The sequence below is a fragment of the Schwartzia sp. (in: firmicutes) genome (genome assembly GCF_978017985.1).
Window position 1 is genome coordinate 1 of record NZ_CDXDFU010000055.1, and the last position, 12,025, is coordinate 12,025.

The 12,025-nt window shown below is 47.3% G+C and carries 6 protein-coding genes and 1 pseudogene; all 7 read right to left on the reverse strand.

Going from position 1 to position 12,025, the window contains the following annotated elements:
• On the reverse strand, positions 1-2,116 hold a 2,116-nt coding region (uvrA, locus tag ACY69O_RS02760; RefSeq protein ID WP_462331941.1), incomplete at its 3' end, for an excinuclease ABC subunit UvrA.
• 3 nt (positions 2,117-2,119) lie between these two features.
• Complete coding sequence (gene uvrB, locus ACY69O_RS02765; RefSeq protein ID WP_462331942.1) at positions 2,120-4,141, reverse strand: excinuclease ABC subunit UvrB; 2,022 nt, start codon at positions 4,139-4,141, stop codon at positions 2,120-2,122.
• A 268-nt stretch (positions 4,142-4,409) separates the two neighbouring features.
• Positions 4,410-5,543: an HD-GYP domain-containing protein gene (locus tag ACY69O_RS02770; protein WP_462331943.1), complete on the reverse strand. Its 1,134-nt coding sequence runs from the start codon at positions 5,541-5,543 to the stop codon at positions 4,410-4,412.
• A gap of 246 nt (positions 5,544-5,789) precedes the next feature.
• The gene (locus ACY69O_RS02775) at positions 5,790-10,019 is read right to left on the reverse strand and encodes an acyl-CoA dehydratase activase-related protein (RefSeq protein WP_462331944.1); all 4,230 of its coding nucleotides are present in this window, start codon (positions 10,017-10,019) and stop codon (positions 5,790-5,792) included.
• Positions 10,020-10,152: 133 nt separating this feature from the next.
• On the reverse strand, positions 10,153-11,133 hold the full coding sequence (locus ACY69O_RS02780; protein ID WP_462331945.1) for a lysylphosphatidylglycerol synthase transmembrane domain-containing protein: 981 nt from the start codon (positions 11,131-11,133) through the stop codon (positions 10,153-10,155).
• A 26-nt stretch (positions 11,134-11,159) separates the two neighbouring features.
• A complete protein-coding gene (gene queC / locus ACY69O_RS02785; RefSeq protein ID WP_462331946.1) occupies positions 11,160-11,840 on the reverse strand; it encodes a 7-cyano-7-deazaguanine synthase QueC in 681 nt (226 codons plus the stop codon).
• A 14-nt stretch (positions 11,841-11,854) separates the two neighbouring features.
• Positions 11,855-12,025, reverse strand: a pseudogene (locus tag ACY69O_RS02790) (ribulose-phosphate 3-epimerase); the annotation flags it as partial.

Here is a 12,025-nt window from a genome sequence, read left to right on the forward strand (position 1 = left end):
AAAAAACGCCCGTATATGTAGCAGGATTCGACCTTGGTGTGCGCCCTATAGGGGACTGGTCAACATTGATGATTTTATCTATATTCTCAAGTCCCAGTATCTTTTTATGGCGTCCCGGCTGTCCTTTTGCATGGTACAGCCGTGCGGCAATTCCCTTGAACAGCACCTCATTTATGAGCGTACTCTTTCCGGAACCTGAAACCCCCGTAACAAGTGTCAGCGTTCCGAGCGGGAATTTAACATCAAGATGCTTAAGATTGTTTTCCGTCGCATCAATTATCTCGATAAAGTTTCCATTTCCTTTGTGGCGTTCCGCAGGAACAGGAATAAATTTCGTGCGGCTGAGATACTGGCCCGTAACGGATTCAGGAATCTTTTTGATTTCCTCTGCCGTACCCTGAGCCACAATCGTACCGCCATGCTCGCCCGCGCCCGGCCCGATATCTATAATCTCGTCCGCAGCGTACATAGTATCTTCATCATGTTCGACAACTATAAGCGTATTTCCCAAATCACGCAGATGCTTCAAAGCAGCCAAAAGCCTGTCATTATCCCTCTGATGAAGACCTATACTCGGCTCATCAAGAATATACAGCACTCCCACAAGTCCCGAACCAATCTGAGTTGCCAGACGTATGCGCTGTGCTTCTCCGCCCGAAAGCGTACCTGCCGAGCGCGCAAGCGTGAGATAATCCAACCCCACATGAATAAGGAAACCGAGCCGCGCATGAATCTCTTTCAGAATCTGCGCAGCGATTTTCTGCTCCCTTTCCGTAAAATCAACGGACTGGAAAAACTCATCACATTCACGGATGCTCATGCCCGTGACCTCATGTATATTCTTTCCGCCAATCGTCACAGCGAGAGCTTCAGGCTTCAGCCGTGCGCCGTGACACGCGGGACATGCGCTGATTGTCATGTAGTTCTCGTAGGATTCACGCATATCATCCGAATCGGATTCCTTGTAGCGGCGTTCAAGCATAGGCATTACACCCTCAAACACCGTATGATGTTCCTTATATTCCCCGAACATGTTTTCATACCAGAAATCAAAAATCTCGTCGCCGCCGCCATACATAAGTATCTTCTGTGTTTTTTTGTTTACATCGCACCAGCGCGTATCAATTGAATATCCATATTTTTTCAGTACAGCGTCAATCTGGCACATGGCGTATGAGTTCAGATTTTTGGAAAGCGGCGCAAAAACACCCTCTGCAAAAGTCAGCTCCGGATCAGGAATAACAAGCTCCGGATTGAACTCCATATAGCTTCCGATACCGCTGCACTCCGAACATGCTCCGAAAGGACTGTTAAACGAGAACATGCGCGGAGCAATTTCAGGCAGGCTGATTCCGCAGTCCACGCAGGCAAAATTCTGACTGAACATCAGAGTTTCACCGTCAACAATCTGGATATATACCACGCCCTGCCCGAGCTTCAGCGCCGTCTCAAGAGAATCCGCCAAACGCTGCTCCATATCAGGACGCACAACAAGACGGTCTATTACCACCTCGATTGTATGCTTTTTATTTTTATCAAGCTCAATCTCATCATTTACATCATAGGTTATACCATCGATACGGACACGCACATAACCCTCTCTGCGGATATGGTCGAGAATCTGTCGGTGCTGTCCCTTTTTTCCGCGGATAATCTGAGCAAGAACCAAAAGCTTTGTCCGCTCAGGCAATGCCGTAATCTGGTCTACCATCTGGTCTACTGTCTGCTGAGTTATAGGCTTTCCACAGTTCGGACAATGCGGCCTTCCTGCGCGCGCAAAAAGAAGACGCAGATAATCATATATCTCCGTCACTGTACCCACAGTAGAACGCGGATTTCTGCTCGTCGTTTTCTGGTCTATGGCAATAGCAGGAGAAAGTCCCTCTATATAGTCCACATCAGGCTTATCCATCTGCCCCAAAAACTGGCGGGCGTAAGAGGACAGCGACTCCACATAGCGTCTCTGTCCCTCGGCATAAATCGTATCAAACGCCAAAGATGATTTTCCGGAACCTGACAGCCCCGTAATAACAACCATCTTATTTCGCGGTATCTCGACATTTATATTCTTCAAATTATGTTCCCGGGCACCCCGGATACGAATCATTTCATCCATTCTTTACTTTCCTTCCAACTCGTAAATCATATCGCGAAGCTCAGCTGCCTTTTCAAACTCCAGCGCTCTCGACGCTTCCTTCATCTGTCGTGTAAGCGTCTTCAAAAGCTCCTGCTTCTCCTTCTTGGTCATTTTATGCTTTTTCTTCTTTTCGCCGGTGCTGTACTCGGCAGCCTCCTCAGCAACAAGGGTAGTTTCAATCAAATCCTTGACAGGCTTTACAACTGTCTTCGGTGTGATATTATGCTCCTTGTTAAACGCCTCCTGCACAGTACGGCGTCTCAAAGTCTCACTCATGGCGCGCTTCATGGAATCCGTCTCCACATCAGCATACAGAATAACCCGTCCGTGCTCATTGCGGGCCGCGCGACCGATAATCTGAATGAGCGAAGTATCCGAACGCAGGAAGCCTTCCTTGTCCGCGTCAAGAATCGCGACAAGAGAAACCTCCGGCATATCCAATCCCTCTCGAAGAAGATTGATACCCACCAATACGTCAAACACGCCTGCACGCAAATCACGTATTAGCTTGGCACGCTCCATAGTAGCAATATCCGAATGCAGATACCGCACCTTGATACCTGCTTCCTTCAAATAATCCGTCAGGTTCTCTGCCATCTTTTTAGTCAGCGTCGTAATAAGCACACGCTCATGCACGGCAGTACGCTTCAGGATTTCTCCCATCAAATCATCTATCTGTCCCTCAAGCGGACGCACCTCAACCACAGGGTCAAGAAGTCCCGTCGGTCTGATAATCTGCTGTACCACCTGCTGTGCGCGCTCCATCTCATAAGCCGCGGGGGTAGCAGAAATATAAACAATCTGATTTATTCGCTGCTCAAACTCCTGAAAAGTCAATGGACGGTTATCGAAAGCCGACGGCAGACGGAATCCGTTTTCCACCAAAGACTCCTTGCGTGAGCGGTCACCCGCATACATAGCCCTGAGCTGCGGCATTGTCACATGAGACTCGTCCATAACAATCAAAAAATCCTCAGGGAAATAATCAAGCAGCGTATAAGGAGCATCTCCCGCGTTTCTGTGAGTCAGATGCCTTGAATAATTCTCAATGCCCGAGCAGTAACCCATCTCCTGCATCATCTCAAGGTCATAATTCGTTCTCTGCTTCAAACGCTGTGCTTCAAGCAGCTTTCCCTGTGCGGTCAGAAACTCAAGCTGTTCATCAAGCTCCTCGCGGATAGTCTGCATGGCGATTTCCATATCATCCCGTGAAGTAACATAATGGGATGCAGGAAAAATCATTGAATGTGTACGTTCTCCGTACACCTCTCCAGACGTAACATCATATTCCACAATACGGTCAATCTCATCACCGAAAAGCTCAATTCTCACGGCACGGTTATTATACCCCGCAGGAAAAACCTCTATTACATCACCGCGTACACGGAACTTGCCGCGGTCAAATCCTATATCATTGCGCTCGTACTGAATCGCAACCAGTTTATGCAGGATAGCCTCACGCTCAATCGTCTGCCCCTTGTGCAGCGAAAGCACCATCTCATGATAGCTTTCAGGAGAGCCGAGACCGTAAATGCACGACACACTGGCTACAACAATAACATCTCTCCGCTCAAACAGCGAACAGGTCGCAGAATGACGCAGTTCATCAATCTCGTCATTGATGGACGCGTCCTTTTCAATATAAGTATCCGTCGAAGGAATATAAGCCTCCGGCTGATAGTAATCGTAATAACTTACAAAATATCCTACATAATTGTTTGGAAAAAAGGCTTTGAACTCACTTGCAAGCTGGGCGGCAAGTGTCTTATTGTGGGCAATAACAAGGGTTGGTTTTTGGACTTTCTCAATGAGTTTAGCTATAGTAAACGTCTTACCTGTGCCTGTAGCACCGAGCAGCACCTGCGAATCCATTCCGTTCTGAATCCCCTGCGCCAAATCCTCGATAGCCTTCGGCTGGTCTCCCATCGGCTCAAACGGAGCCTCAACCTTGAAAGGAACCGCCTCACCAAATTGGATAGTATTTAGTTTAGGTACTTTTGGCATGATTGCCTCCATTTCTGACAAAACACTTCAGCATAGTTAATTATAACGCATTCGTTCCGGTTTTGCCAAAGGCAAAACTACCTCTGTCAGCGTTTCAACGCGGGCACCAGCTTCGTGTCGCAACAGAGCGCGATATATATATGCACCGCTATAGGTAAGAAATATATTCTGCCGGGTTATACAGCCATTTTCGCCGAAAACAAATATCAACCTTCCACATAAAAAAGCTGCCCTCAAAACGAAGGCAGCTTAAAAATATCAATTCTCTTTAATTACCTGAGATTTCATCAATCGTAAGGAACTCTTTGATTTTTACATCACGTTTGGTTGCAATATCCCAGAAATCTCCGCGTTCAGTCTCGACAATCGGCAGCGCGCTCGTACGGCTCTGGTCGATATACACAATGCGAGCCTTCTGTCCGTCCGTAAGCCGCACCCATGTCCCCACAAGTGCATGACATACATTCTTGATGAACAGAATGCCATACTCAGCATCCAGCTTTCCTTCCATGATATCGGCAGACAGCTTGTCAAAAATCTCAAACGGCGACGGATGATTTACACTGCCGCTGCTTGCCGCAACGGAATCATACTCATCCAAAATCGCCAAAATACGCCCGTAGGCGTATATTTCCTTATCCTTCAAATGCTCAGGATATCCCGAACCGTCCAAACGTTCATGGTGCTGGAAAACACCACTCAAAATATCTGTCTCTTTTTTCAGTCCGCTCTGCATCAGCATCTCACAGCCATACTTCGGATGCTTCTCAATAATTGCACGATCCGCATCATTCAACGAACCTTTCTTATCGCGGATTTCATCAGACACTTCAAGCATTCCGATATCATGGAGCAGTCCTGCCAAAAGAAGACGCTCGCGGTCAGCACGCGGCCAGCGGAGCCAACGCCCCATCAGACCTGCAAGAATAGCAACATGAATGCTGTGATTCAGCAGATAATCGCCCTCGCGCTTCATGCTGTGAATCTGCGAAACAGCTCTCGCTCCGTCGCAAAGCTCATCCAGCTTCTTATCCGCCAAAAAATTACCTATTAACTCCAAATCAAGGACGTTATACTTCCGCTTCTGCTCGATAAGAAGCCGCATATCGTCCATAACTTCCTGATAGAGACTCTTGTAACGCGGATCAATAACAGCACCCTCCGGCTCAACCTTCGAAGTATCGCCGCCCATAAAGAGCGCCTGAAGGTCTTCATCCATAATCGCGCTGTTAATGAAGAACGACATATATCCATCTGAAAAGCGGTTCTTCAGAATATCAATATGGCGTGCCGTAAGCACAGTTCCCGCATCCATCAGCGTCGATCCGGTATCTGTCAATACCGTCCTGTCCAGTATCATTCCCGGCTCAAGCTCATCCAATGTACATTTTTTCGTCGCCATCCTGCTGCCCCTTTCAGCCTTGCAGAATTTTTTAACCGAAACCGTTTTCGGTTCTATTTCACCAACTATCATTATACCATCATTATCAAAATTTCTAAACACTTAGCTACTTTTGTCACGATTAAATTTTTTATAAGCTGCAGCTGCCATAATACACTCCCATTTATCACAAAGAAAAAGAGCTGTGAAAAATATGCCTTCCCCATTTGGAGAAGGCATATTTCTATTTCTTCACAACTCTTCGTTTTACACTGCATCGCCCTGGGCAGCAGAATTTTTTTCTTTTGCAACCGAGAGCATGAGCTTTATGCGGTTGATTTGGTTAACTTCACTTGTTCCCGCATCGCAGTCAAGCGCGATAATGTTGCTGTCCGGATATTCTTTACGGAGAGCGTGCATTACGCCTTTTCCTGTGATATGGTTCGGCAGGCATCCGAAAGGCTGCAGGCAGACGACATTAGGAACGTCATCATTCACAAGCTCCATCATTTCACCTGTAAGGAACCAGCCCTCACCCGCCATGTTCCCAAGGGAAACAAGCTTCTGTGCCAGCTCCGCAAGCTCAAAGATATTGGCAGGGGCATTGAAATGCCTGCTCTTTTTGAGTGCCCGTGTAGCAGGACTGCGGAAGAATTCCATTACCTTTATGGACATCTGGGATTTCAGCTTATCCAAAAGTGTTCCTGCAAGGATATCATGTTTTACGATATTATCGAAAGCCATGTACTCCATGAAGTTAAGAAGGTCCGGCATTACAACTTCTGCACCCTCATCTGTAAGAAGCTCTTCCAGATGGTTGTTTGCAACCGGATGATATTTTACAAGTATCTCTCCAACGATACCGACTTTCGGTTTCCACACAGTATCATCAATCGGGAGATTATCAAACTCTTTTACAAGCTGTTTGATATTGCTGCAGTATTTCAGATAGTTGCTCTTTGCAAGCTCGTCCTTACACCGCTGCAGCCATTTTTCGTAGAGTCTGTCGGTAGACCCCGGCACAGCCTCATAGGGCTTCATGCGGTTTTTGACACGAACCAGAAGGTCTCCGTAGACTATTGCTTTTGTTATATCTGTGGAACAGCTTCTGGACATTACAAACGCATCTGTCTCACTGGGCCGTCCGATACATGCAAATACAGGAATCTGCGGATATCCCGCGTCCTTGAGTGCCGCACGCATGAGGTTCAGATAGTTCGTTGCACGGCATGCTCCGCATGTCTGGAAAAGCATGACGGAAGTATTGTCAGGGTCGCACTGTCCGCTCTTTATTGCGGCAAGCAGCTGACCTACGACTACAATACACGGATAGCACATGTCATTGTGAATGTAGCGCAGTCCCAAATCTATTGCGTGCTTGCCAGGCATTTCCGGAATAACCAGATTATACCCGTGTTTATGAAGAGCGGTTTTCAAAAGCTCGAACTGAACCGGAGCCATCTGCGGTGCCAGAATCGTATGCGTTCTGCGGCATTCCTGCGTAAAGCGCGGACGCTCGACAATCTCTGCCTTTTTGTACGGCATGACACTGCGGCGTGAAAGCGCAGCAAGAAGTGAACGAACGCGGATACGCGCTGCTCCGAGGTTTGATACCTCGTCCAGTTTTATCATTGTATAGAGACGGTTGTGCGATTCAAGAATCGCTTTGACCTGCCCTGTCGTTATGGCATCAAGACCGCAGCCAAATGAGCTGAACTGAATCAGTGTGATGTTGTCATGCTCTGCCGCAAAGCTTGCAGCATGGTAAAGACGCGCATGATAGCTCCACTGATTTACAATCTGCAGCGGGTCTCCCTTTACAGGAAGATGGTAAACCATATCCTCGGAAATGACAGGGAGTCCGTAGGACTGTATCATTTCAGGAATACCGTGGTTGATTTCCGGGTCTACGTGATACGGGCGTCCGACGAGAAGCACCGCCGGCATTTTGTTTTCCTCAATCTGCTTGAGGATTTCACGTCCGTATTTCTCCACGTCGCTCTTGTAATACTGAAGCTCAATATAAGCGGCATCTACCGCGCTTTCGATTTCGTCTTTTGTTACCCCGAGTACGGCAAGCTCTTCTGTCAGGCGTTTCACCATACGTTTCGGGTCATTCATAGGCAGGAACGGCTGTATGAAGCGTATTCCCTTTTCCTCAAGTATATCCATGTTTCCACGGACATTTTCAGCGTAGGAGGCAACAACAGGACAGTTGTAGTGATTGTCTCCCGGATGGAATTTATCCTCGATGTTATACGGAATACACGGATAGAATATCGTTTCTACGCCCTTTTCCGCGAGATTTACTATATGCCCGTGTACCAGCTTTGCCGGGTAGCATAACGAATCTGACGGAACGGTAGCCATTCCCTTGAAATAGGTTTTTGCCGTAGTCTTATCAGACAATACGACTTCATATCCGAGCATTGTAAAGAACGTGAACCAGAACGGATAGTCCTCGTACATGTTCAATACACGCGGAATTCCGATCTGACCGCGTTTCGGATGTGCGAGTGGCTTGTAATATTCAAACAGACGATAGTATTTGTACTCGTAAATGTTTGGTACTTTATCTGCCTTGCGTTCCTGTCCCGCGCCGCGTTCACAGCGGTTACCGGTAAAGTAACGTGTTCCGTCGGCAAATGTAGACATGGTAACAAGGCACTGGTTTCCGCAGCCCTTGCAGTGGTAGGATTTCGTATCTACCGTAAATGCGTCCAGTTCGTCTGCAGAGAGCAGTGTGGACTGCGTGCTGCCTGACTCCAACGCCAAAATCGCGGCACCGTAAGCTCCCATCAGGCCCGCGATATCCGGACGGATAACCTCACGCTGGAGAAGCTTTTCCATTGCCCTGAGAACGGCATCGTTGTAGAAGGTTCCGCCCTGCACAACGATATGCTCGCCAAGACTTGCAACATCTCGGAGCTGCATGACTTTGAACAATGCATTTTTTATGACAGAAAGTGCAATACCCGCGGAAATGTCGCTGATAGTCGCTCCTTCCTTTTGAGCCTGTTTTACACGGGAATTCATAAATACCGTGCAGCGTGTGCCAAGGTCAACCGGTTCTCTGGAATCAATAGCTTTTTCCGCAAATTCCTTTGAAGTCATACCGAGTCCCTGCGCGAAGTTCTGGATAAATGAGCCGCAGCCTGCCGAGCATGCCTCGTTCAGAGTAATGTTGCCAATATTTCCGTTATTGACGAAGAAGCATTTCATATCCTGTCCGCCAATATCCATAACGAAGGAAACATCCGGGCAGAATTCCTGCGCGGCGCGGAGATGTGCAAATGTCTCTACTTCCCCTGCGTCTGCGTGTACTGCTGCTTTTACAATTCCTTCTCCGTAGCCTGTTGTCATAACGGAAGCAATATACTGCTTATCCGTCATTTTTGTGTAGAAGGTTTTAAGCTCCTCAATTACAGAATTCAGCGGCGAGCCTCCGTTGCTGCCGTAAGCCGTGTAAAGGAGTTCTTTATTTTTGCCGATTGCCGCAATTTTCGTCGTAGTTGAGCCCGCGTCGATACCGAGATAAAGCGGTCCTTCATATGACGAAAAGTCTCCGCGCGGCACACGGTTTTTATCATGGCGTTCTTTGAACTCATTATATTCTTCGTCGTCATTAAACAGCACAAAGGTAGATGTGTGATGATCTATCACAACATCCTGACGTGCTTTTTCAATGCTCTGTGTAAGACGGCTGAAATCCATGACCTGGCTTTCCTCAGAAAGGGCGGCGCCAACAGCAACGAAATAGCAGCCGTCCTTTACCTTTACAACGTCCTTTGGTTCAAGGTTCAGCGTCTTTATGAAACGATCACGCAATGCCGACAGGAAGTAAAGCGGTCCTCCGAGGAATGCGATATTTCCTGAGATTGGACGGCCCTGTGCGAGATTGCTTATGGTCTGATTTACTACTGCCTGGAAAATGGAAAGCGCGATATCCGCCTTTGATGCACCGTCGTTAATCAAAGCCTGAATATCTGTTTTTGCGAATACGCCGCAGCGTGAAGCAATGGTATATACCTGCTTGCCCTTTTCAGCCAGCGCATTAAGACCTGAAGCATCTGTGGAAAGAAGAGATGCCATATGGTCAATGAATGCGCCCGTTCCTCCTGCACACACTCCGTTCATGCGCTGCTCGGAAGCACGTCCAAAATATGTAATTTTGGCGTCTTCACCGCCAAGCTCTACAGCGGTATCTGTCTGCGGAATCAGAGATTTAACTGCAGACGCGCAAGCAATAACCTCCTGAACGAACGGAAGTCCGACACGCTGGGCTACACCCATACCCGCTGACCCTGTCAGGGCAAAAGAAAAACACTGCCCGCCGACAACGTCACGCAGAGCAGTTAAGTTATCATGTAAGGCCTTGCTAATTTCAGAAAAATGGCGTTCATAGGTTTTGTAGACAATTTCTTTTGCCTGATTCAGCACAACAACTTTTATTGTCGTCGAGCCTATATCAATTCCTACGTTTAATGACGCACCCATGGAAAAAATAACACCACCTGATAAATTCTATGAAACATTAAAAGTGAATTTCTCATACTACCTTCATATGAAAAGAATATGAATTTCACTTACTTACATATTGTAGCACAAATTGCCTATACTTACTATGATTTTATTTCTTGTTCAAAAAGCCTGAGCCGAAAACCTTGAGTGTGTAGTAAAAACCAATCAAAAACGGGATATATTCCGCTATAAATCTCCAACAGACGGCAACGATTCCTACAGTACCGGCAGGAACCAAGTCAGTGAAAAGAAGTACAAAACCGCCCTCTGCTATGCCTGAGCCTCCCGGTGTGGGCATGAAATAAAGAAGCATGTTCAGGAAAATCATTTTTCCCATGACAGCATACCAGTCGGCATCTGTCACGCCCAGTCCGAGCATGAGACACGGAACAATGGCATAGATTGCAATGAGTGAAAGCCCCGATTCAATGAAAACGAGAAGCATAGCCCCCGGTGAAGCATAAAGAAGACGGACTGCATTCTGCGTGTCACGGTAGCCTTTAATAAAAATTCTTCTTCTGGGGATAGCAAGCTTTCTTGCAATCTTTACGGCAAGGTGGTTCAAAAGGTTCGATTTTATTCCGAAAATCAAAACCATGATAACCAAAAACGCCGTGACGGATATAGCCATCAGTTTTCCGTTAGAGATTCCCGGGATTACATGGGAGTCATGCATGAAGATGAACGGAAGGCAAAGAATCAGGAATAGAATGGACACGACTGTACGGACAAAAACCAGAACAGTGGCCTTTCCTGTCGGAACACCCGCATGGCGCAGGAACATCAGCTGCGCAACGGCACCGCCTGTTGCTCCCGGTGTCAGCAGTGCAAGAAAATAGTTGCCGAACACGACCTGGACAGCCTGCCAGATGGTTATCTTTTCATGCGATATATGCACAAGGTGCATAAGCCTTGTACCGTCAAGAAACAGCCCTATGGACATGCAAAGCACTGCAAGTGCCAGCGACCAAGGCTGAAATACTGTTAAATTCGTAAGCGTATGAATATCTACGGTAAAGTAAATAACCGAACCGGATATAACGAGCACCAGCAATATCAATATTGCAAGACGCTTATAGAATTTACTCATCCAATAAAGCTCCTTAAAAGAGAAATTTACTGCTGATTTGCGTAAGGTACGGGGTCTTTGACGCCCGCTTCTTCAAAGCCGCGCAGTCTTAAACGGCAGCTGTCGCATACACCGCACGCCTTGTCACCGCCTTTGTAGCAGCTGTGTGTGTATTCCAGTGGTGCTTTGAGCTTTGTACCCAAAAGCACAATTTCTTTTTTCGACAAATCCTGCAGCGGAGTTTCAATAGTGATTCCCTTATGCTCGACAGCCGTAGCACGCGTAGCGTAGTTTGCAAGCTCCTGAAATTTCGATATAAATTCCGGGCGGCAGTCGGGATATCCCGAATAATCCACCGCATTTACGCCTATGAACACATGCTGCGCCCCCAATACCTCCGCATAGCCCATAGCATAGCTGAGGAAAATGAGGTTTCGCGCCGGAACATATGTTACCGGTACATCCTCGCGCTCAGGATCTCCCTGCGGAACTTCAATTGCGTTATCCGTCAGTGCGGAGCCTCCGATAGCATCCATATTTGTTTCTATAATCAGATGTTTTTTTACACCGAAATGCTTCGCTACCTTTTTAGCGCTTTCAAGCTCGATATTATGGCGCTGATGATAGTTGAAGCTGATAGGATACAGCTCCATGCCCTTGCTGTGTGCAACGGCCATGCATACGGTCGAATCAAGTCCTCCCGAAAGAAGAACAACTGCTTTTTCCATATTGAACTTCCTCCTTATCCGCGCAGCGAAGATACTGCAGCAGCGAGATCATCACTGCCGAACACCGCAGAGCCCGCAACAAGTACATTGGCTCCCGCTTCAATAACTTCCTTCGCTGTTGTCGGGTTAATACCGCCGTCAACTTCGATATCCACGTCCAGCCTGCGCTCTGCCATCATATCACG

What these genes read in the sequence shown, in the direction of transcription:
- uvrB (WP_462331942.1), bottom strand. Translation starts at nt 4,141, where the DNA reads ATGCCAAAAGTACCTAAACTAAATACTATCCAATTTGGTGAGGCGGTT.
- ACY69O_RS02775 (WP_462331944.1), bottom strand. Translation starts at nt 10,019, where the DNA reads ATGGGTGCGTCATTAAACGTAGGAATTGATATAGGCTCGACGACAATA.
- ACY69O_RS02780 (WP_462331945.1), bottom strand. Translation starts at nt 11,133, where the DNA reads ATGAGTAAATTCTATAAGCGTCTTGCAATATTGATATTGCTGGTGCTC.
- queC (WP_462331946.1), bottom strand. Translation starts at nt 11,840, where the DNA reads ATGGAAAAAGCAGTTGTTCTTCTTTCGGGAGGACTTGATTCGACCGTA.
- ACY69O_RS02770 (WP_462331943.1), bottom strand. Translation starts at nt 5,543, where the DNA reads ATGGCGACGAAAAAATGTACATTGGATGAGCTTGAGCCGGGAATGATA.